The sequence below is a fragment of the Streptomyces sp. NPDC043878 genome, assembly GCF_056435735.1.
Genome location: NZ_JBWKDW010000011.1, coordinates 146,520 through 167,791, shown reverse-complemented (window position 1 = coordinate 167,791; position 21,272 = coordinate 146,520). Strand labels below are relative to the sequence as shown.

Annotated in this window: 21 protein-coding genes; 14 read left to right on the top strand and 7 right to left on the bottom strand. The window is 72.7% G+C overall.

The window, feature by feature from the left end:
• Window positions 1-154 precede the first annotated feature (154 nt).
• The gene (locus AC07AZ_RS17535) at window positions 155-541 is read right to left on the bottom strand and encodes a hypothetical protein (protein WP_478848554.1); all 387 of its coding nucleotides are present in this window, start codon (window positions 539-541) and stop codon (window positions 155-157) included.
• Window positions 542-808: 267 nt separating this feature from the next.
• Between AC07AZ_RS17535 and sigK the strand changes: the two genes are divergently transcribed.
• Window positions 809-1,405, top strand: coding sequence for an ECF RNA polymerase sigma factor SigK (sigK, locus tag AC07AZ_RS17530; protein WP_478848552.1), 597 nt, complete (start codon window positions 809-811; stop codon window positions 1,403-1,405).
• Complete coding sequence (locus tag AC07AZ_RS17525) at window positions 1,402-2,136, top strand: anti-sigma factor (RefSeq protein ID WP_478848550.1); 735 nt, start codon at window positions 1,402-1,404, stop codon at window positions 2,134-2,136. The genes sigK and AC07AZ_RS17525 overlap by 4 nt, the downstream gene beginning before the upstream one ends.
• Before the next feature lie 266 nt (window positions 2,137-2,402).
• On the opposite strand, the gene AC07AZ_RS17520 is transcribed toward AC07AZ_RS17525, so the two are convergent.
• Window positions 2,403-3,194: a S1 family peptidase gene (locus AC07AZ_RS17520; RefSeq protein WP_478848548.1), complete on the bottom strand. Its 792-nt coding sequence runs from the start codon at window positions 3,192-3,194 to the stop codon at window positions 2,403-2,405.
• Window positions 3,195-3,363: 169 nt separating this feature from the next.
• On the opposite strand from AC07AZ_RS17520, the gene AC07AZ_RS17515 reads away from it, so the two are divergent.
• The 9 genes from AC07AZ_RS17515 to AC07AZ_RS17475 all read left to right on the top strand — a co-directional run bounded on the left by AC07AZ_RS17515 (window position 3,364) and on the right by AC07AZ_RS17475 (window position 11,654).
• Window positions 3,364-4,629 carry a glycosyltransferase family 4 protein gene (locus AC07AZ_RS17515; RefSeq protein WP_478848546.1) on the top strand — a complete coding sequence of 422 codons (1,266 nt, stop codon included), beginning with the start codon at window positions 3,364-3,366 and terminating at the stop codon, window positions 4,627-4,629.
• Window positions 4,626-5,459 (top strand): transferase, encoded by an 834-nt coding sequence (locus AC07AZ_RS17510; protein WP_478848544.1) that lies wholly within the window; start codon window positions 4,626-4,628, stop codon window positions 5,457-5,459. The genes AC07AZ_RS17515 and AC07AZ_RS17510 overlap by 4 nt, the downstream gene beginning before the upstream one ends.
• Before the next feature lie 166 nt (window positions 5,460-5,625).
• Window positions 5,626-6,078, top strand: a complete 453-nt coding sequence (locus tag AC07AZ_RS17505) for a hypothetical protein (protein ID WP_478848542.1) — start codon at window positions 5,626-5,628, stop codon at window positions 6,076-6,078.
• Between the two features lie 167 nt (window positions 6,079-6,245).
• Window positions 6,246-7,859, top strand: coding sequence for a sensor histidine kinase (locus tag AC07AZ_RS17500; protein WP_478848540.1), 1,614 nt, complete (start codon window positions 6,246-6,248; stop codon window positions 7,857-7,859).
• Complete coding sequence (locus AC07AZ_RS17495; RefSeq protein ID WP_356045051.1) at window positions 7,856-8,263, top strand: roadblock/LC7 domain-containing protein; 408 nt, start codon at window positions 7,856-7,858, stop codon at window positions 8,261-8,263. Before AC07AZ_RS17500 ends, AC07AZ_RS17495 begins: the two co-directional genes overlap by 4 nt.
• A complete protein-coding gene (locus AC07AZ_RS17490) occupies window positions 8,260-8,607 on the top strand; it encodes a DUF742 domain-containing protein (RefSeq protein ID WP_478848537.1) in 348 nt (115 codons plus the stop codon). The genes AC07AZ_RS17495 and AC07AZ_RS17490 overlap by 4 nt, the downstream gene beginning before the upstream one ends.
• Window positions 8,588-9,214: a GTP-binding protein gene (locus tag AC07AZ_RS17485; protein WP_478848535.1), complete on the top strand. Its 627-nt coding sequence runs from the start codon at window positions 8,588-8,590 to the stop codon at window positions 9,212-9,214. The genes AC07AZ_RS17490 and AC07AZ_RS17485 overlap by 20 nt, the downstream gene beginning before the upstream one ends.
• Window positions 9,211-10,434: a cytochrome P450 gene (locus tag AC07AZ_RS17480; protein WP_478848533.1), complete on the top strand. Its 1,224-nt coding sequence runs from the start codon at window positions 9,211-9,213 to the stop codon at window positions 10,432-10,434. The genes AC07AZ_RS17485 and AC07AZ_RS17480 overlap by 4 nt, the downstream gene beginning before the upstream one ends.
• Window positions 10,431-11,654 (top strand): cytochrome P450 family protein, encoded by a 1,224-nt coding sequence (locus tag AC07AZ_RS17475; protein ID WP_478848532.1) that lies wholly within the window; start codon window positions 10,431-10,433, stop codon window positions 11,652-11,654. The genes AC07AZ_RS17480 and AC07AZ_RS17475 overlap by 4 nt, the downstream gene beginning before the upstream one ends.
• 122 nt (window positions 11,655-11,776) lie before the next feature.
• Here AC07AZ_RS17475 and AC07AZ_RS17470 read toward each other — a convergent pair whose 3' ends face one another.
• The 4 genes from AC07AZ_RS17470 to AC07AZ_RS17455 form a co-directional block, all read right to left on the bottom strand.
• Complete coding sequence (locus AC07AZ_RS17470; protein WP_478848531.1) at window positions 11,777-13,900, bottom strand: hypothetical protein; 2,124 nt, start codon at window positions 13,898-13,900, stop codon at window positions 11,777-11,779.
• Between the two features lie 183 nt (window positions 13,901-14,083).
• Window positions 14,084-15,697 carry a sodium/solute symporter gene (locus tag AC07AZ_RS17465; protein WP_478848529.1) on the bottom strand — a complete coding sequence of 538 codons (1,614 nt, stop codon included), beginning with the start codon at window positions 15,695-15,697 and terminating at the stop codon, window positions 14,084-14,086.
• Window positions 15,694-16,179 carry a DUF485 domain-containing protein gene (locus AC07AZ_RS17460; RefSeq protein ID WP_478848527.1) on the bottom strand — a complete coding sequence of 162 codons (486 nt, stop codon included), beginning with the start codon at window positions 16,177-16,179 and terminating at the stop codon, window positions 15,694-15,696. The genes AC07AZ_RS17465 and AC07AZ_RS17460 overlap by 4 nt, the downstream gene beginning before the upstream one ends.
• Window positions 16,180-16,484: 305 nt before the next feature.
• Window positions 16,485-17,120: a DUF6629 family protein gene (locus tag AC07AZ_RS17455; protein ID WP_478848698.1), complete on the bottom strand. Its 636-nt coding sequence runs from the start codon at window positions 17,118-17,120 to the stop codon at window positions 16,485-16,487.
• 236 nt (window positions 17,121-17,356) lie between these two features.
• Between AC07AZ_RS17455 and AC07AZ_RS17450 the strand changes: the two genes are divergently transcribed.
• Window positions 17,357-17,572 carry a DUF4177 domain-containing protein gene (locus AC07AZ_RS17450; protein WP_478848525.1) on the top strand — a complete coding sequence of 72 codons (216 nt, stop codon included), beginning with the start codon at window positions 17,357-17,359 and terminating at the stop codon, window positions 17,570-17,572.
• A 121-nt stretch (window positions 17,573-17,693) separates the two neighbouring features.
• Here the strand turns inward: AC07AZ_RS17450 and AC07AZ_RS17445 are convergent, their stop codons facing one another.
• The gene (locus AC07AZ_RS17445) at window positions 17,694-18,509 is read right to left on the bottom strand and encodes an SAM-dependent methyltransferase (RefSeq protein ID WP_478848523.1); all 816 of its coding nucleotides are present in this window, start codon (window positions 18,507-18,509) and stop codon (window positions 17,694-17,696) included.
• A 259-nt stretch (window positions 18,510-18,768) separates the two neighbouring features.
• On the opposite strand from AC07AZ_RS17445, the gene AC07AZ_RS17440 reads away from it, so the two are divergent.
• Together AC07AZ_RS17440 and argG are read left to right on the top strand one after the other, a co-directional pair.
• On the top strand, window positions 18,769-19,683 hold the full coding sequence (locus AC07AZ_RS17440; protein ID WP_478848521.1) for an SGNH/GDSL hydrolase family protein: 915 nt from the start codon (window positions 18,769-18,771) through the stop codon (window positions 19,681-19,683).
• Between the two features lie 128 nt (window positions 19,684-19,811).
• Complete coding sequence (argG, locus tag AC07AZ_RS17435; protein ID WP_478848519.1) at window positions 19,812-21,260, top strand: argininosuccinate synthase; 1,449 nt, start codon at window positions 19,812-19,814, stop codon at window positions 21,258-21,260.
• The last annotated feature ends 12 nt before the right edge of the window (window positions 21,261-21,272 follow it).

The following is a 21,272-nucleotide window of genomic DNA, read 5'->3' as shown; positions in this document are numbered from 1 at the left end:
CCGGTCGACCGGCGCACCCCGTCCCCGTTCCTGTGCCGTGCGGCCGTAGGAGGCGTGTGTACGTACGTGCGTGAGCCAGTGTGTACGTGAGCGAGGGGCCGGAGCGTCCGCTCCGGGCCCTCGCTCACGCCGCGACGTCCGCGGCCGGGGGCTGTCAGTGGTCGTGTTCGTGGTCGTGGCAGTCCCAGTGTCCCTTCACCCACACCTTCTCCCAGTGGGCGGGCACGTAGACCCACTTGTGGCCGTGGTCGTGGCTCCAGTGGCCCGGGTGCCAGCTGCCGTTCATGTCCCGGTGTCCCTGGTGCCAGGTGCCGTGGTCGAACCACTTCTTCTCCCAGTGGCCCTTGACCCACTTCTTCTCCCAGTGGCCCTTCACCCACTCGCACCGGTTGTGATGGTCGCTGCTCACCACGGACGCGGTGGACGTCGGTGCAGGAGCCGCGACGGCCGTTCCTGACATGCCGAGCGCGGCACCGCCGGCCAGCAGACCTGTGGCGGCGGCACCGGCCAGCAGACGCCGGGCCCGGATGGATGTGGTCATCGGACTCACCTCCCTCGGATAAGTCGGCAGTGCGGGTGCGACGGGAGCCTGTACGAGCCTCGTCGAGCCGAAGGGGCCGTCGGCTCCTTGCGTGGGTCCCGTCGCGGTGGACACAAGCCATTCGGAGCGACGAGATACACGTATGAAGATCTTTCATCATAATTTAGTCCATAGGGGATTTCTCGTCGAGAGCCCGTCATACCCGCACCGCGCGGCTACGAACACCTGACAGACCAGAGCGAACCAACGACACGGATTGTGGGACGGATGCCCAACACCGGGCAGGGCGGACACCGCCCGCCGCGCAAGCCCTCCGCCGACGCGCGTCTGGACGGCCTGCTCACCCGGGTCGCCGCGGGTGACCAGGCGGCGTTCGCGGACGTCTACGACGCTCTCGTACGGCCGGTCATGGGTCTGGTCTGCCGGATCCTGCGCGACGAGTCGCAGGCGGAGGAAGTGACCCAGGACGTGATGGTGGAGCTGTGGCGCACGGCCGGCCACTACCGCCCCGAGCTGGGGGCGGCACGAGCCTGGGTGTTCACCCTCGCGCACCGCCGGGCCGTCGACCGGGTCCGGCAGGCACAGGCCGGCGCGGCACGCGAGCGCCGGAGCGCGCTGTCACGCGAGGACCCGCCCTTCGACGCGGTGGCCGAGACGGTGGAGCGACGCGACGAATGGCGGCGCGTACGGCGCTGCCTGGCCGCGCTGGAGCGCCGACAGCGGGTGCCGCTGGTGCTCGCCTACTACCAGGGCATGACCTACCTGGAGGTGGCCGACTGCCTGGCCACCCCGGCCGGCACCGTGAAGTCCCGGATGCGCTCCGGGCTGCGGCGGCTGCGCGCGTGTCTGGAGGTCCGGCCATGACCGCCACCGACGACCCCCACCAGGCGGTCGGCGCGTACGTGCTGCACGCCCTTCCGCCGGCCGAGGAAGCGGCCTTCGGCAACCATCTCGCGGGCTGTGCCGCCTGCCGCCGGGAGGTGGTGGAGCTGTCGGCCGTCACGCTCGGCCTCGCCGAGGCCGAGGACGCCGAACCGTCCGCCGGGCTGCGCGAGCGCGTCCTCGACCAGGTCGGCCGTACCCGGCAGGACACAGCGCCCCGCCCCGCCGCCCGGCGCCGGCGGGCACTGCGGGTGGCACTGGCGGCGTGTCTCGCCGCCGCCGTCACGCTCGGCGGCGTCGCCGCGTGGCAGTCCACCCGCGCCCACGACGCCCGCGCCGCACTCACACGCGAGGAGGCGGGCGCGTCCGCGCTCGCCGACATCCTCGCCGCCCGGGACGCGACGGTCAGCACCCGCGCGCTGGCCGACGGCGGCCGGATCAGCGTGGTCGCCTCCCGCAGCCAGGGCCGGGCGGCCGCCGTCGCCACGGGGCTGCCCCGCCTCGGCGGCGACCGGGTCTACGAGCTCTGGTACGCCGCGAAGACCGGCGCCCTCCGTCCGGCCGGCCTGCTGCCCGGCTCCGGCGGACGGGCCGCGCAGGTCCTCGCCGGCGAGCTCGGCGACGCCGGCGCCGTCGGCATCACCGTCGAACCGGCCGGCGGGTCGCGGCAGCCCACCGGCGCGCCCCTCGGCATCGTCACCGTCCCGGCGTGACGAGCCCGCTTCGCGCGCCGGTCCAAGGGGCGCCCGACCGGGGCAAGCCGCTGCCCCGGCGGCCTCGGACCACCTGGGAGAGCAAGGGGGTGACCGCCTGTGGAAGACGCGGGCACACGGGCCGAACTCGACTGCGGCACCGGGAGATTGCGGCCCCCGCCCCCCGATGTGCCGTCCCGGTCGCCGGGCGGTGACGGCCGGCGCCGTGCGCGGCCCGGGTGCCGCCCCGCCCCTCGCGACGGCGGCACACAGTCCCGCGTCCGGTGTCAGCGGGTGTGGATGCCCAGATCCGCGGCGACCGAGTCGGCGCGGACGAAGACCGAGACCGGGTACTGCTCGTCGCAGTACTTGTTGCCGGACGAGACGACGCCCACCACCTTGCCGCCGCTGATCAGCGGCCCGCCCGAGTCGCCGGGGCAGATGCTGTCGGTGGTGCCCGGCCGCGGCTTCCCGCACAGCATCGCCGAGGGGTCGGTGTCCGGCTCGGTGTACGGCTGACACGCGGCGAGGGGGGAGATGACCAGCTTGGCCTGCTTCAGCCGGTCGCCCGGGACGCCGGAACCGGTGCGTCCCCAGCCGAGCACTGTCGCCCGGCGGCCGTCGGTGACCAGCGCGGCGTCCCGCGGACCGGCCACCGGGATCGTCCGGTACGGCATCGGGCGGTTCAGGGTGAGGACGGCGGCGTCGTAGGCCGAGCCGGGCGCGCCGTACCGCGAGTCCAGCCGGTACGACGCCACCCGCCGCACCGTGCCGCCGGTGCCGTCGACCCGGTCGCGGCCGCCGATGATCCGCAGCGCGGAGACGTCCCCGGCGTTCTCCACGCAGTGGCCGGCGGTGAGCACCTTCGTGGGTGCGACGAGGGTGCCGCCGCAGAACTGGCTGCCGTCGAGTTCGATGAGCATGGCGTACGGCCGGGCGGCGGTCGTGGCCGGGCCGCCGCCCTTCACGGCGGCGGCGGGGCCGGCGGCGGCCAGCAGCGCTCCCGCGGAGAGGACGGCGGTGACGGCGGCCGCGGCGCGCAGCCGGGCGCGTCCGGGCACGGTGAGACGGATCGGCATGTGGATTCCCCCTGGAACGAATCGGCGCGCGGCCCCTGACGGCACCCGCACCCCTGTGGTCGGTGGTGAGGACGCGCCCCGGGATCCGTGCGGTTTCACGGCGGGACGAGGACTAACGAAGTGGTAACGGACCGCAACCGTAGGGGGAACAGTCGTGGTCTAGCCCGCCATGAAGATCTCTTTTCTGCTCCACAACGCCTATGGAATCGGAGGCACGATCACCACGACGTTCAACCTGGCCCAGGCACTGGCCGAGCGGCACGAGGTGGAGATCGTCTCCGTGCTGAGGCACCGCGCGCGTCCCGTCTTCACCCTGGACCCCAAGGTGTCGCTGCGGCCGCTGGTGGACCTCAGACAGGAGAAGGAGCACCCGTTACACCTGAGACCGGCGAGGGTGTTCCCCCGGGCCGAGTACCGCTACGAGCAGTACAGCGAGCTGACCGACCAGCGCATCGGCGAGTGCCTCGCCACGACCGAGGCCGACGTGGTGATCGGCACCCGGCCCGGCCTCAACGTGCACCTCGCGCTCCAGGCCCCGCCGCACGTCGCACGGGTCGGGCAGGAACACCTCACCCTCGACAACCATCCGCCACGGCTGCGCCACGCGCTGCGCCGGGCGTACCGCGGGCTCGACGTGCTCACCACGGTGACCGCGGCGGACGCCGCCTCCTACCGGCGCAAGACGGCCCTGCCGGGCGTCCGGGTCGAGGCGCTGCCCAACAGCGTGCCGGACCCCGTGCTGCCCACCGCGGACGGCACCTCCAAGGTGGTCGTCGCGGCCGGCCGGCTGGTGCCGGTGAAGCGGTACGACCTGCTCGTCGAGGCGTTCGCCGCGGTCGCCGCGGAACACCCCGACTGGCAGCTGCGGATCTACGGCAAGGGTGAGGAGCGTGACCGCCTGCGGGGGCTCATCGCGGACCTCGGCCTGTCGAACAACGTCTTCCTGATGGGGGCGACGGCCCCCATGGAGGCGGAGTGGGTGAAGGGATCCATCGGTGCGGCGGCCTCCGACTTCGAACCGTTCGGCATGACGATCGTCGAGGCGATGCGCTGCGGGCTGCCGGTGGTGAGCACCGACTGCCCCTACGGACCCGGCGAGATCATCCAGGACGGGGTCGACGGCCGGCTCGTGCCGGTCGGTGACCGTGACGCGCTGGGGGCGGCCCTGCTGGACCTCGTCCGTGACGACGACCGGCGCCGCCGTATGGGCCGCGCCGCCGAGGAGAACGCGCGGCGGTTCGCGCCCGCGCCCGTCGTGGAGCAGGCCGAACGGCTTCTCGCGGAGGCCGTCGCGGCGAGGAGCGCGGGACGGCCGGCGGTGCGTCAGGACGCCGGGGTGCACCGCGCCCTGGTCAGCCGGGGATTCGCCGCGCGCGACGTCGCGCTGACCGCGACCAGTAGCGCGCTGAGCATGGTGCGGAAGGGACAGCGATGACCGGGGAACCGACCCAGGACGCCCAGCCGCGCGTGGCCTGCACGGCCGACGCGGACGGCCGGATCGTCTTCGACCTGCCGCTCTCCGCGCCCGCGGACGGACGGTTGCTGCTGCGGCTGCGCCCGAAGAAGGGCGAGCCCGAGACGGTCCTGCACCACCTCGACGTCCGGCCCGCCGCGCAGGGAGGCCGGCGTGCTGTGCTGGCCCCGCACACGGTGCTGGAGGAGGGCCGGTGGGACGTGTACCTGCTCGTCGGGCCGGACGCCACGCGCCACCGCCTGCGTCCGGGCCCGCGCGACCTGCGCGCCCTGGTCGACGGCCACCTCCGGGACCGGCTCTCACCGCTGGCCGTGCGCATCCCGTACGTCACCCGGGGCGGCCACCTCGCCGTGCGGGCCTGGCTGCGCCCCGCGCACGCCGAGGTCGAGCGCGTCGACGTCACGGACCGCTCGACCACGGTCGGCGCCCGTCTGCACGGCACCGCGCTCCAGGAGACGGCCGTCGTACGGCTGCGCCGGCGCGGCGGTGGCGCCGTCGAACGCGCTCTGGAACCACGGTCCGGTGACGGCGACCGGTTCTCCTTCACAGTCGAACACGCGGAGCTGGCAGCGGAGTCGACCGCCGGGCCGGGCCTGGGCAAGGACGTCTGGGACGTCTTCGTCCGGCCGGCGGCGGACGCGCCGGTCGTGCGCGTCGCCCGTCTCCTCGACGACCTGGCGGACCGCAAGGAGGTGTTCGTCTACCCGACGGTTACCGCCGGCGGCGCCGCCCTGCGCCCCTACTACACGAACGACAACGACCTCTCGGTGGAGGTGACGAGGACCGTCTGAGCCGGGCGGGGACGGATGTCCGGCTCCCCGGTGACCTGGGGGTCCGGCCGCGCGGGGGACTCGGGAGCGCGCCAGGCCGCGCCGCCGTGCTCGAAGAGGCACGGAGAAGGAGGAGTTGCTCGGGTTCCTCTGGTGGGAACACGCCGCGGTGCAGCAGGGTGGGGGCGTGGAATGGTCTGGTCTCGTCAACACCACGATGGGTGCGCTCATCGCTCTCGGCGCGTCCGCGTTCGCCGAGCGCCGCCGCTGGGCCCGGGAGAGCGAACAGCGCACGAAGGACGATCGCCGTGCCGCGTACATCGCCTTCCTCAACGCCACGGCGGAGGCGAGCGAGACGCTCGTCAACATCGCTCGCGGTCACGACCGTGACGAGACGGCGCTGGCCCGGGCCGGGACGGTGCTGCGGGACAGCAGCGTGCTGTCCCGGCGACTGGAGCTGTCCCTGGTGGCCGAGGACGGCGTCCTGGAGGAGGTCGGCCGGACCGTCGGATCGCTGCGCGTCTACCGGGACGTCGTGTCCCAGGGACTGTCCTACGACGCCGACGAGTTCCAGCGTGCCCGTACTGCCTTCAACGAACAGCGCGACAGACTCATGCAGTTGATGCGCCGGACGCTGTGAGCGCCTTGGCCGGCCGCGCCTGAACCGAGCCGACACAACCCTCTCGATCTGATCGCAAACTCTCGTATAGTGACGCCCAGTTGATCGCTGCACACAGTTTTCTGCGCACTTTATCCCCAAGGACGACACGAGGCCGTGACCTGAGCGGCCGCCCGAGGACCTGATTGATGACCGCGCCCGCCCGTTCCGGCGACCGATCCACCGTCCGCTCCCTGCTTCCCGTTGCCCTGCTCACCGCACTCGTGGCGGGCCTCGTCGTGGGCTGGGCCGTCTCGGCGGCGCCGTCCTCCGTGCGCGGCCCCCTCGGCTGGGGCGCGGGTGCCGCCGCCGTCCTGCTGTGCGCGGCCGTCACCGCCGCCGTCCACGGCAGGCGGACCGCGCGAGCCGCCCGGGCCGAGGTGCGCCGCCTGACCGACGACGCCCTGCGCGCCACGCACGAGCGGGAGCGTCTCGCCGAGCAGTGGCGACGGGAGCAGCAACGGATCATCGACGCCGAGGCCATCGAACACGCCCGTCTGGTCGAGGACTTCGCCCGGGAACGGGCGCACCTCACGCAGGCGGGTGAAGCCGAGCGGGCCCGTCTCACCGAGGAGGTGCGGCGGCTGTCGGCACAGCTCGACCGCGCCGTCGGCGAACGGGCCGGGGCGATCTCCGCGACCGCCAACGCGGCGGCCCGTATGCAGGCCCTCGCCACCGGCACGCTCGCCGACCTGCGCGCGATGGAGGAGCGGCACAGCGACGAGGACGTGCTCGCCGACCTGCTGCACCTGGACCACCGTACGGCGCAGGCGGGACGGCTCGCCGACTCCGTCGCCGTCCTCACCGGCGCGCGCTCCGGACGCCGTTGGGCCCGGCCCATCGGCATGGAGTCCATCCTGCGCGGCGCGATGGGCCGGATCAGCGGCTACCGGCGCATCCGGCTGCACTCCGTCAGTGACATCGCGGTCGCCGGACACGCGGCGGAGGGCGTCATGCACGCCCTGGCCGAACTCCTCGACAACGCGGCCAACTTCTCACCGCCCAACGCCGAGGTGCACGTCTACGTCGAAGAGGTGCCGGCGGGCGTCATCGTCTCGGTGGAGGACAGCGGCCTCGTCATGGGCGACGTCCAGCTGCGGCGGGCGGAGACCGCCGTCAGCGGTGAGGCGACCGAACTCGGCGGACTCACGGGCACCCGGCTGGGCCTCGCCGTGGTCGGACGGCTGGCGCGCAAGTACGGCCTGAAGGTGTCCTTCCGGCCTTCCGCGCGCGGCGGCACCGGGGTGCTGATGCTCATCCCGCAGGACATCCTCACCACCGTCACCACCACCACCGCCCTGCCCGATCCGCGGCCCGCGGCGGGAGAACGGCCGCGCCCGGCGTCCCCGCCCGCCCCGCGGGAGCCGGACCCCGCACCCGCCCCCGACCCCGCACCCGCCGCGGCCCCGCCCGCGGACGACCCGCACACGACGACGCCCGCCGCCCCCGGCGAACTGCCCCGGCGCCGACGCGGCCGCACCCTCGCCGCCGCCGAACGCGCCCGCGCAGCGGCCGGCGACGCCCCACCACGGCCGGCCCCGGCCGAGGACATCCGGGCCAGGGCGGCCCGCTTCAGCAGCTTCCGGCAGGCCGTCCGCGCGGCCGGATCCGACGAGACCACCGGCCGGCACCCCCTGCCGCCGGCCCCCGACACCCGGCAGGACGGCCCACCGGCCGCCGCCGGCACCGGCACCGGCACCGGCACCGCGACCGACACCCCGACCCACTCGCACACGCACCCGGAAGGCGACACCACCTCATGACCGGCACGAGTACCGCCGACGAGAAGCTCACCTGGCTCATCGAAGGGCTCCTGGAGCGCACCCCCGGCGCACGGCACGCGCTCGTGCTGTCCCGTGACGGGCTGAAGCTGTGCCGCACCCCGGAGCTGACGGTCGACCAGGCGGACCAGCTCGCCGCCATCGCGGCCGGCATCCAGTCGCTCTCGCACGGCGCGTCCGTGGAGTTCGGCGACGGCAGCGGAGGCGTGCGCTCGTCGATGACCGAGTTCTACGGCGGAACCCTCTTCATCGTGGAGGCCGGCGAGGGCGCGCACCTCGCGGTCGTCACCACCGAGGACGCGGACGCGGGGCTGGTGGGACACAACATGAGCGAGCTGGTGGAACAACTCGGCGAGCACCTGACGGCCCATCCCCGTACCGCATGAGCCGCCCCGGCAGGGACGACGCACCCGACCGGCTGTACACGCTCACCGGCGGACGCAGCGGTGCCGGCCCGGACAGCCCCTTCGACCTGGTCACCCTGGTGGTGGCCGAATGCGGACCGGCGCCCGGCATGCAGTCGGAGCACGCGGCGATCCTGCGCATGACGCAGACCCCCGCCGCCGTGGTGGAGGTCGCCGCGGAGCTCGGGCTGCCGGTGAGCATCACCAAGATCCTCCTCTCCGACCTGCTCGCCGCGGGCCGCGTCAGCGCCCGCCATCCGCGCAGTTCGGCCCTCCCCGACCCCGACATCCTGGAGCAGGTGCTCGTTGGACTCCGCAGCCTCTGACGCCCGCACCCCGCTGGGTGCCTCCGCCGACAACGGTCTGAAGATCGTGATCGTGGGCGGGTTCGGCGTCGGAAAGACGACCATGGTCCGTTCGGTCAGCGAGATCCGTCCCCTCAACACGGAGGAGACGATGACCCTGGCCGGCGAGGCGGTGGACGACATCAGCGCGGTGCGCGGGAAGACCGCCACCACCGTGGCCTTCGACTTCGGCCGCATCACCCTCGACGCGCGCAACGTGCTGTACCTGTTCGGCGCGCCCGGCCAGGAGCGCTTCTGGTTCCTGTGGGACCGGCTGTTCTCCGGCACGCTCGGCGCGGTCGTCCTCGTCGACACCCGGCGCATCGACGACTCCTGGTACGCGATCGACCGGCTGGAACGGCACGGTACGCCGTTCATCGTGGCCTGCAACGACTTCGGCGGCCCTGGGCACTCGCACGCGGCCCTCCGCGCGGCCCTCGACCTCGATCCCCATGTGCCGCTGGTCGACTGCGACGCCCGCTCCCGGGAGTCCAGCAAGCAGACCCTGATCACTCTCGTCCAGCACATCCAGAACCAGTACGGCGGGCGGGCAGCCCCCGCCGTCGCGCCCCCACGGGAGTTCGCGTGAGCACCGAAGCCGTTCCGCTGAGCGGCCCCCGTTTCCAGACCGAACCCGCCCGGCTGTACCGGGAGATGCGCCGCGAGCACGGTGCCGTCACCCCCGTGGTGCTGGACGGCGGTGTACCGGCCTGGCTCGTGCTCGGCTACCGCGAACTGCACCAGGTGACCGGCGACCCGGTGCTCTTCAGCCGTGACTCGGACCTGTGGAACCAGTGGGACACCATCGCCGACGACTGGCCCCTGCTGCCGATGATCGGCCGCGGACAGCCGTCCATCCTGTACACGGTGGGCGAGCGGCACCGTGAGCGCGCCGGCATGATCAGCAACGCCCTGGAAGCGGTCCCGCCGTCCGAACTGCGCCACTACGCCGAGCGGTTCGCCGACGAGCTGATCGACTCGGTGTGCGCCCACGGCCAGGCGGACCTGATCGGCCAGTACGCCATGCTGCTGCCGGTGCGGGTGCTGGCGCGGCTGTACGGCTTCTCCGACGAGGACGGGCCGGGACTGGTCACCGCCCTCAACGACATGATCGACGGACGGGAGCGGGCGCTCGCCGGGCAGAGCCATCTCGCCACCTCCATGGGGGAGTTGCTGGCCGAGCGCAGGGCGGCGCCCGCCCACGACGTCGTCTCCCGCATGACGGCCGACGGCGGCGGATACAGCGACGAGGAGATCGTCCAGGACCTCATGGTGATGATGGCGGCCGGGCACCAGCCCACCGCCGACTGGATCGGCAACTCGCTGCGCCTGATGCTCACCGACGACCGTTTCGCCGCCTCGCTGTTCGGCGGCCGCAACAGTGTCGCCGAGGCGATGAACGAGGTGCTCTGGGAGGACACGCCCACCCAGAACGTGGCCGGCCGCTGGGCCTCGCGCGACACCCAGCTCGGCGGCCACCACATCCGGGCCGGCGACCTCCTGCTGCTCGGCCTCCAGGCCGCCAACTCCGATCCGCAGGTGCGCACCGACGGCTCCGCGCTCACCGGCGGCAACAGCGCGCACTTCTCCTTCGGCCACGGTGAGCACCGCTGTCCCTTCCCCGCCCAGGAGATCGCCGAGGTGGTCGCCCGGACCGGCATCGAGGTCGTGCTCGACCGGCTGCCCGACATCGACCTGGCGGTCCCCGCCGAGTCCCTCACCCGTCGTCCCTCGCCGTGGCTGCGCGGGCTGACCGAGCTGCCCGTGCGGTTCACACCCACCCCTGCCCTGGGAGGCACCCGACCATGACGTCCGGCACCGAAGAACTGCGGATCGCGCTGGACCCGTTCGTCACCGATCTGGACGGCGAGAGCGCGAAGCTGCGCGCGGCGGGACCGCTGGCGGCGGTCGAGCTGCCAGGCGGCGTCCCGGTGTGGGCCGTCACCCGTCACGCCGAGGCCAAGGCGCTGCTGACCGATCCCCGGCTGGTCAAGGACATCAACGTGTGGGGCGCCTGGCAGCGCGGGGAGATCCCGCCGGACTGGCCGCTGATCGGGCTGGCCAACCCGGGCCGCTCGATGCTGACCGTGGACGGCGCCGACCACCGCCGGATGCGCACGCTGGTGGCGCAGGCCCTCACCCCGCGCCGGGTGGAGGCGATGCGCGCCCGTATCAGCGAGCTCACCGAGCGGCTGCTGGACGCGCTGCCCACCGGCGACCAGGTCGTCGACCTCAAGGCGACGTTCGCCTACCCGCTGCCGATGTACGTCGTCGCCGACCTGATGGGCATCGAGGTGGACCGGCTGCCCCGGCTGAAGGAGCTGTTCGAGAAGTTCTTCTCGACCCAGACCCCGCCGCAGGAGGTGATCGCCACCCTGGTGGAGCTGGCCGGCATCATGGGCGAGACGGTCGCGGCCAAGCGGGCGAACCCCGGTGACGACCTGACGAGCGCGCTCGTCCTGGCGTCCGAGGACGGCGACACGCTCACCGACGAGGAGATCGTCTCCACCCTCCAGCTGATGGTCGCGGCCGGCCACGAGACGACGATCTCCCTGATCGTCAACGCCGTGGTGAACCTCTCCACCCACCCCGAGCAGCGGGCTCAGGTGTTGTCCGGCGCGGTGGACTGGTCGGCGGTTGTCGAGGAGACGCTGCGCTGGTCGACGCCGACCTCGCACGTCCTCATCCGGTTCGCTACCGAGGACGTGCCCGTCGGGGACAGGGTGATCCCGGCGGGGGACGCGCTGATCGTGTCGTACGGCGCGATAGGCCGCGACGAGCGGGCGCACGGGCCGACGGCCGGTGACTTCGACATCACCCGTGAGACGAGGACCCGGCACATCTCCTTCGGGCACGGCCCGCACGTGTGCCCGGGAGCGGCGCTGTCCCGGCTGGAGGCGGGTGTGGCCCTGCCCGCGCTGTACGCCCGTTTCCCGCGCCTGGACCTGGCGGTGCCGGCGTCGGCCCTGAGCAACAAGCCGGTGGTGACGCAGAACGACCTCTTCGAGCTGCCGGTCACGCTGACCTGATCCGGCGCCCGTCACCTCGGCGGACGGGGAGGGACGGGCGGACGGCGAGCGGGCCCGGAACCTCCGGGCCCGCTCGCCGTCCATGGCGCCGGCCGACGCTCAGCAGTCCCCCGGACGCCCTGTCACGAGTTGGCCGCCGGGACCGGCCGGTGGGACCCGGCGGGGCCGGTTCCGGGGTCGGGCGCAGGGCCGGAGGAGCCGGTCCGCTGCTGTGGGAACGCCGGGTCCCGGTGCCGGGGGGCATCCCCCTCGGCCGTCCCCGCCTCCGCCTCTGCCTCGGACTTGGCGGCCAGTGCCTGCACGGCCGCGTTGAACCTGACGGTGGAGGCGGGCCGGTCGGGGCCCAGGACGTACTCCTTGAGGGTGCGGCGCAGCTCCGCCATCGGGTCGTGACGCGGCTCGCGTACGGACCGCAGTATCTCGGGCAGCCGTGTGCAGTCACGGTCGAGCAGATAGGCGCCGCCGGCCGTGGTGTACGCGGCGCGGAACTCCTCGTCGGGCAGGTCGAGGGCGTTCGTCAGGACGTACGGCTTGAGGCTCGCCACGAAGTCGGCGACCACCGAGGAGACGTCGCTGATGAGCATGTCGGCCTGGTCGAAGCACTCGTACAGGGTGGGGAGCTGCCTGAGGATCACGCTGTGCCGGACGGGGCCGCGGCTCTCCCAGAAGAGCCGGTGCCATTCGGCGTGCAGTTCCCCCCACTCGGCGGCGTGCTCGGGGTCGGGGACGCGTGCGTCGGCGGTCTGCTGGACGAAGTCGCCGCCGTGACGCCCGGCCAGTTCCTCCAGCCGGGTCTGTATCTCCTTCAGGCGCGGCCTCGCGGCCTCGATCGCGGCCTCCGCCTCCGCCGCGTCCCGCCGCTCGTTGTCGGCGTTCAGCAGCGCCCGGATCTCCCGGTCCGCGGCCGCCGCCTCCTTCGAGCGCTTGCCGGTGAGCGGATGCGGCTTGTAGACGACCCGTACGTTCTCAGCGAGGAGCCGCTCCACCAGGGTGACGCCCATCGGGATCAGCGAGGTGTGGCAGTCGTCGTCGCTCCAGCCCTCCCAGGTGGGGGCGTACAGGACGACGGGCAGCGGACCCGGCGTGTGGTCGTCGTGCAGCCGGATCGGTGACAGCTGTGGGCGGCCCACCTCGACGATGGCCTCGTCGCTGATGGCGTGCCGTACGCGCCGGTAGCGGTCGCGGCCGGCCCGGCCGGCCACCCATATCTCGTCGTACACCTTGCTGACACGGTTGCTGCTGGCGAGCTTGTCGCTGTCACCGTGGCCGATGAAGACGTGCTTGGCCTCGGCGACGCGCAGCATGTGCACGTTCTTGCCGGCGTTGCCCGGATACAGCACGACCCGGACGCCGGGCAGTTCCAGTTCGGCGAGGTCGTCGGCCTTGGGCACGCAGACCACCGGGACCGAGGTGCGGCTCAGGTTCTGGAACGAGGCGTGCTCGCGCAGGATGATCAGCGGGCGCCGGTCGAGGTGTTCCAGCGTCTCGATCCACATGTTGACCTGGTACATGAAGTCCCGTGACACCGCGGCGAAGCTGAAGTACAGCGCCACCTCGGGCCGGTAGCCGGCCAGTTGGCGGTTGACCTCGGCGATCACGTCCTCGCGCCCCGGCATCCGGCGGGCCCTGCGGAACTGTCCCAGCAGGGCCAGCACCGCAGCCACGGCCAGCGCGCCGGTCAGCGCGCAGCCGAGGTATGCCGGGTACCAGGTCCCCGTCGCCAGCGCGGTGAGCAGCCCCGCGTGCGCCGGCAGGTCGAGGTGGAGCATCTTGCGCAGGTGGCGCCGGTAGAGGTACGTCGGGGGGCGCTGCGGGATGCCCGCCCCGCTCATGTCCAGGTTGCGCACCGCCACCGGCAGCGTCCGCCGCCTGCGGATCGCGTGGTGCACGGCCGAGTACAGCATGACCAGCGCGAAGTGGGTGGTGAAGAGCGCGAGGCCCACGGCCAGCACCGCGCCCGGCGCGTCCATCCGCTCGGCCAGCGCGAGCAGCATCAGCGTCCTGACGGCGAAGCGCATGGTGCGGTCCACCTGGAGCATCGACAGCCGGCGGACGAACGTGGGAGCCCGCCGGTGCAACGCCTCGTCCGCCGCGTAGCTCACCGCCGAGGCCGCGGCGAAACCCCACAGGGACGGCGTCAGCGCGAACACGGGCAGCGCCGCGAAGCCGGCGCCGAACAGGAACACCAACAGCAGGTCCGCCTTCCCCCGTACGCGCAACGCGTCGCACAACCAACGGATCATCATCTGCACAGCTCCCCCGGTATCGCCCACGGCGGATGCCGTCGTTGATCTGTTCGACGTGAAGGGAACGCGAATGGTTGTGCACCTGGCAGGCGGAAGTAATTCACCTTCTATTAGTGGAAGATTTGCATTCCGCTTACCTGTCGCGGGCGGGCCGCCGGGACCGCCCGGCGGCGCGGGCCCGGCTCAGCCGGCCCGGCGCCGCGGGGGCCCGGCGAGCAGCAGGTGCTCGATCGTCTCGTAGCGCCCCCGGGCCCGGTCGGTCGCCCGCCGTCCGGACAGCAGGGTGCCGGACCAGCCGAAGAAGAAGCCGAGCGGGACCGAGACCAGAGCGGTCGTGGTGAACGGGAACCAGTTGAAGTGGGCGTCGGGGAACGCGGCGAGGGGCGAGCCGGACACCAGGTTGGTGCCGGTCATCAGGACCAGGACGCTGAGCGAACCGCCGATGAGCGTGCACAGCAGCCCGGCACGCGTGAAGCGCCGCCAGAACAGGCTGTACACGAGCGCGGGGGCGATGGCGGAGGCGCCCAGACAGAACGACAGCGTGGCGAGCGGCTGCAGGCTGCGGTGCTGGGCCAGCACCGCCAGCAGGATCACCGGCGCCCCCACGGCCAGCGCCGAGGCGCGGGCCAGGGCCATCTCGCGCAGTGGCGGCATGTGCGTGCGCCGGGAGGCGGCGACGTCGTGCGCCAGGGAGTTGGCGCAGGCCAGCGTCATGCTGGCCACCGAGGCCAGCAGGGTGAGGAAGATCGCCGTCGTGACCGTGGTGAACAGCAGGCTCTCGGTACGGGACAGCTGGGGACCGAACGCGGCCCGCGAACCCAGGAGATAGGCGGTGTTGCCCCGCGGGTCGGCGGCGGCGATGCCGGCCCTCCCCACCAGGGCCATCGCGCCGACGCCGACGACGGTGATCACGAGGACGAACAGGGCGACGGACGAGACCGCCCAGGACATCGAGCGGCGCACCTGGCGCGCGCTGCCCGCCGTGTACATGCGCATGGTGACGTGCGGCAGGCAGGCACCCCCCAGCACGATCGCGCACTGGGTGCTGACCATGTCGAGCCCGGGATGCGGTCCGCCGGCGAACTGCAGGCCGTAGCGCAGGTACGCCTGGCCGGACCCGCTGCGGTCCGCGGCGGCGTGGAACAGGGTGCGCGGGCTCCAGCCGAAGGTGTGCAGGACGAGTACGGCGATCACGAGCCCCGAGCCCAGCAGCATCACCGTCTTGAGGATCTGGATCAGGGCGGTGCCCCGCATCCCGCCCAGCGCCGCGTAACTGATCATCAAGGTGCCCGCCCCGATGACGCAGCCGGTCTTCATGCCACTGTCGGAGAAGCCGAGGATGAATGCCAACAGCTGTCCTACGGCGGCGAGTTGGACGACCATCATCGGGACCAGCGAGAGGATGGTGACCGCGCAGGCGGTGATGCGGACGGAGCGCCCCGGCAGACGTCGGCCGAGCGCGTCGCCCATCGTGAAGCGGCCCGTGTTGTGCAGGGGTTCGGCCAGCAGGAACATGAGCAGGAGCAGCGACAGCAGGGTGCTGAGCGCCAGTACGACACCGTCGTAGCCGCACAGCGCGATGACCCCGCCGATGGTCAGCACGGTCGCGGCGGAGATGTAGTCGCCGGCGACGGCCAGGCCGTTGCGCAGCGGCGACAGTGACCGGTAGCCGGTGTAGAACTCGTCGATGTCGTCGCGGTCGGGGCCGGTCAGCACGCACAGCAGGAGCGTGATGGTCACGACACTGCAGAACGCGACGAGGGACCAGGACTGGGCGGCGCCGCTGAAGTCCGTCACGGCTGCGGCTCCCCGTCACGGTCGGCCGGGTACGCCTGCCGGCTCACCCGGCGCGCCAGCGGGTCGACGTACCGGCGCGCGGTGCACTCGAAGAGGACGACGGCCAGCCAGGTGACGGGGAGTTGGAGGAGGGCGAGCACCAGTCCGGTGGGAAGGCCGCCCGGGGCGGGGCGGGTCATGACCGACGGGACCCGGACGGTGAGGGTGAGGAAGACCGCGAAGTAGCCGAGGGCCGCGAGGGTGGCGACGCGCCGCTGCCAGCGGCAGGCGCGGCGCAGCAGCCGCAGATGGCGGTGGTGTCCGGTCCAGGAGCGTGGCCGGCGTCCGCCCGGCCACGCTCGGCCGGCCGCGGGTTCGGGGGCCCTGGGTGCCGGCTCGGCCGAGCGCAGGGCCGGACCGGGAGTGCGGGGGTCCGGGGCGGGGGAGGAGTGCCGTCCGTGCCGGTGTCGAGCCGGGTATAACTCGGAGCTGTCGAAGGACATCCCAGAATCTCCTAGCGAGGCGGGGGCCCGGGGAGCGGGGACCGCGAGGACGTGGGGGAGCGGTTCGGGTCATCGCACGCTATGCGGGTGTCCGACCCCGCGGGGGGTCTTCCGCGGAACTTCCTGGTGGCGGCCTCGCAACGCTCTGACCTCGAACGTTGTGCGAGTTACGGCTGTTGCGAAAGGGGACGGGAGTGACCCGTGGGCTCCCGCCCCCGCATCGCCGCGCGGCTCGGCCTCAGGGGTGGGACGGCCCGGGGGAGGCGCACCGGTGGCACGCGTCCGGGCAGGTGGACCCTGGGTTGTCACCCGGCCGAACGCGCCGGAGTGCGCGCCGGGCGCGACCGCACCCAGCCGAACAGGACCACCGAGCACGTCGCGGCGAACGCGCACCAGGTGGAGACGAACTCCGCCCGCCACAGGGTCCAGCAGACGGCCGCGCCCACTGCGGCCGACACCCCCAGCACCACCAGCCGTCGGTCGCCGGACAGCAGCAACGAGCCGACGGTGGCCAGGAGATAGCCCAGGACGAGCGGGCTCGCGTGGGAGAGACCGAGGACGTACCCCATCGTGTGACCGCGGATCTCGGCCGTCACCGGCCCGGCGGCGAGGGCGTGCGCGAACACCGCGGCCGTCACGGCTCCGGCGGCCAGGGGCGGGAGCAGGCGGCCCCGGGCCTGCCGTGGAGCGGCACACAGCACCCCGGACGGGACCCACACCGCCAGCAGCGGCATCGCGATGACGGCCCACACGACAGCGGCCGGTCCGCTTCCGCCGCCGGAGTCCCACAGCACCGCCTCGACGATCTGATGGGCTCCCAGCAGCAGCGGCAGCGCCGCCAGGGGAAGGTCCCGGGCGTCGCGCACCCGCGCCACGCAGGCCACCCCGAGGGCCGCGACACCCGAGCCCGCCACGAGATCGGCTGTCGCACTCCAACACATCACGCCACCATGGGTTCCGCCGTCGAGTGCTTCCGCCTCCGCCGCGCACCACCGTACGACGTCCGCGCGCGGGGCCCGGTTCGACACGGCACCCGGCACCGGCGCGCCGCCGCGACGGGCGCCGCGGTCGGCCGAAGGGAGGCCCGCCGGGACGCGGCGGGACCGGGGATGCTTGGCTGGTCCCGGCCGGCACCACATCACCCTGGCCCCAGCGGCCGAAGGAAGGCTTCGCCACCATGAGCACCCCGTACACCTACGAGTACAAGGTCGTCAGCTTCAGGGAGTCGCTGATCGGCGACGCGCTGGACAGCGACAAGCTGGAGAAGGTCCTCAACAAGCACGCGGGGGACGGCTGGGCCCTGAAGGCCATCACCTCGGCCGACGTCAAGGGCCGCATCGGTCCCGGAGCCGTCGAGGGCCTCCTGCTGACCTTCGAGCGTCCGCGCGGCTGACCCGCTCGCGCCGGGCGGCGAAGCGAAAGCCCGGCCGGAGGTTCCCGCGGCGTCCCACGCTGCGGCGTGTGAGGCGGCCGTCGTCGCAGGACGGACGGCCGCCTCACACGTGCGCGGTACTTCAGGGCTTGCGGGCCAGTCCGCCGTGCTCGGCGACGGCGTCCTGCGCGGGGGCGCCGGCGTCCGGGCGCCAGTGGACGACGGACACGACGCCCGGCTCCAGCAGTTCGAGGCCGTCGAAGAACGCGGTGATCTGGTCGGGGGTCCGCAGGTTGTAGGGGACCGCGCCGCTCTCGTTGTAGGCGTCCTGCGCCTGCTCGAAGACCGGGTCGAAGCCCCGTGAGCCGTCGTTGATCGACAGGTAGCTGCCGGAGGGCAGCGCGGCCGTCAGCCGGGTGACGATGGAACGGGCCTGGTCGTAGTCGCCGATGTGCCCCAGGATGTTGCTGAGGATCAGGGCGGTCGGCCGGCTGAAGTCCAGCGTCCTGGCGGCGGCCTCCAGGATGCGGTCCGGGTCCAGCACGTCGGCGTCGACGTAGGCGGTCGCGCCCTCCGCGGTGGAGTAGAGCAGGGCGCGGGCGTGTGTCAGGACCAGGGGGTCGTTGTCGACGTAGACGATCCGTGACTCGGGGGCGATCCGCTGGGCCACCTCGTGGGTGTTGTCGGCCGTCGGCAGGCCCGTGCCGATGTCCAGGAACTGCCTGATGCCCGCCTCGGCGACCAGGTGCGTGATGTTGCGGCGGAGGAAGGCGCGACTGCCGCGGGCGATGGTGACGATCCCGGGGAAGACGGCCGTGTACGCGTCGCCGGCCTCCTCGTCGACGGGGTAGTTGTCCTTGCCGCCCAGCCAGTAGTTCCAGATCCGGGCCGAGTGCGGCACCGACGTGTCGATCTTCTGGTGCGGCTCTGCGGAGGGCGGTGTTGTGGGATCGGTCATGGGAGGCGTCCGTCTTTCGGCCGAGGCGTGAAGTGTGCTGCGCCCAACGTACGTCCCAACGGCGCGCACGCGTACACCAGTTCATGTTTCCGGCGGGTCGGAACGCGGAGTTTCACCGCAGGCGCTCCGCTCGTCCTGATTCCTTGCCGCCCACCTCTGGCCGATATGCCGTACCGGCCGGTATACAAGCCAGGTCGAACGGGGGAGGACCGCCTGCGGACCTCGCCCCGCCGTGCGCTCCAACCAGGGGAGGCCCCTCATGAACCGTGACCCGCGTCCTGTCGCACCGGCGCCGGCCCGCCGTCGCGTCAGGACCGCCGTGGCAGCGGTCGGCGGCTGCGCCCTCGTGGTGGTGCTCGCGGCGCCGGCCACCGCCCACGGCTCGGGCGGCGGCCGGGACACCGACTACGTCGCCCTCGGCGACTCCTACACCTCGGGCCCCCTCATCCCGGACCAGGTGGACGCGGACTGCGCCCGCTCCGACCACAACTACCCCTCGCTGCTGGCGGCGGCCCGAAGAGCGGTCGTGCTCAAGGACGTGAGTTGTTCCGGGGCGACGACCGAGGAGATGTGGAAGGCGCAGGGGACCAACGATCCCCAACTGGACGCCGTGAACCGCGACACCGACCTGGTGACCCTCCAGATCGGTGGCAACGACATCGGGTTCGGCTCCATCATCGGCACCTGCGCCCAGCTCGGTTCCCAGGACCTGGCGGGCAACCCGTGCCAGCGCTACTACGCCTCCACCGGCGTCGACCGCCTGGCCCTCGCGGTGCTGGAGACCGCGCCGAAGGTGGCGCGGGTGCTCCGGTCCGTGCACGCCAGGGCGCCGCACGCCCGGGTGCTCGTCGTCGGGTATCCGGACCTGCTGCCCGACGACGGCAGCGGCTGCTACCCCTCGGTGCCGTTCGCGGCGAAGGACTTCCCCTACCTGCGCGACACCACCAAGCGGCTCAACCTGATGCTCCGGCTGGTGGCCGCGCTGAACCGCGCCGAGTACGTCGACACCTACGGTCCCACCCGCGACCACGACATGTGCAAGGCGCCGGCCGACCGCTGGATCGAACCGCTGCGCCCGGCGTCCCCGGCGGCCCCCGCCCACCCCAACGCCAAGGGCGAGCAGGCCATGGCGACGGCCGTGCTCCAGCGCCTGGGCAGGGGCGGCAGGTACTGAGGCACGGGCGTACCGGGGGACCGGCCCCGGGGACCGCCCGGACGCGGAGAACGGGCACCGAGACGGCCGGAGGGCGCCCTTCACCTCGCCGTGTTGCATGATCATGCGGGAAGTTGCATAATCTTGCCATGTCCAAGGTCCTCACCTCCCTCCCCACCGGCGAGCGCGTCGGCATTGCCTTCTCCGGCGGGCTCGACACGTCGGTCGCCGTCGCCTGGATGCGCGACAAGGGCGCCGTACCGTGCACGTACACCGCCGACATCGGCCAGTACGACGAGCCCGACATCGCCTCGGTGCCCGGCCGCGCCTCCGCCTACGGCGCCGAGATCACCCGGCTCGTCGACTGCCGTGCCGCGCTGGTCGAGGAAGGGCTGGCGGCGCTCGCGTGCGGTGCCTTCCACATCAGGTCGGGCGGCCGGCCGTACTTCAACACCACGCCCCTGGGGCGCGCGGTGACCGGCACGCTGCTGGTGCGGGCCATGCTCGAGGACGGGGTGCAGATCTGGGGCGACGGCTCCACGTTCAAGGGCAACGACATCGAGCGGTTCTACCGCTACGGGCTGCTCGCCAACCCGCACCTGCGGATCTACAAGCCCTGGCTGGACGCGGACTTCGTCACGGAGCTCGGCGGCCGCAAGGAGATGTCGGAGTGGCTGCTCGCCCACGGGCTGCCCTACCGGGACTCGACGGAGAAGGCGTACTCCACGGACGCCAACATCTGGGGTGCCACGCACGAGGCCAAGACGCTGGAGCACCTCGACACCGGCATCGAGACGGTCGACCCGATCATGGGCGTGCGGTTCTGGGACCCGGCGGTGGACATCACCGCCGAGGACGTGACGATCGGCTTCGACCAGGGCCGCCCGGTCACCGTCAACGGCAAGGAGTTCGCCTCCCCGGTCGACCTCGTCATGGAGGTCAACGCGATCGGCGGCCGGCACGGTCTGGGCATGTCCGACCAGATCGAGAACCGGATCATCGAAGCCAAGAGCCGCGGCATCTACGAGGCGCCCGGCATGGCCCTGCTGCACATCGCCTACGAGCGCCTGGTCAACGCGATCCACAACGAGGACACCCTGGCCGCCTACCACAACGAGGGCCGGCGGCTCGGCCGGCTGATGTACGAGGGCCGCTGGCTGGACCCGCAGGCGCTGATGATCCGCGAGTCGCTGCAGCGCTGGGTCGGCGCGGCGGTCACCGGTGAGGTGACCCTGCGGCTGCGGCGCGGCGAGGACTACTCGGTCCTCGACACCACGGGCCCGGCGTTCAGCTACCACCCGGACAAACTCTCCATGGAGCGCACCGAGGACTCGGCGTTCGGCCCGGTGGACCGGATCGGCCAGCTCACCATGCGCAACCTCGACATCGCCGACTCCCGCGCCCGCCTGGAGCAGTACGCGGGCCTGGGCATGGTCGGCACCGCCCACCCGACGCTGATCGGTGCCGCGCAGGCGGCCTCGACCGGTCTGATCGGCGCCATGGACGAGGGCGGCGCCGAGGTGATCGCCTCCCGCGGCGAGGCCACGGACGAGGAGACCATGCTGGACCGCGCCGCGATGGAGTCCGGCACGGACTGAGTCCGCTCACCG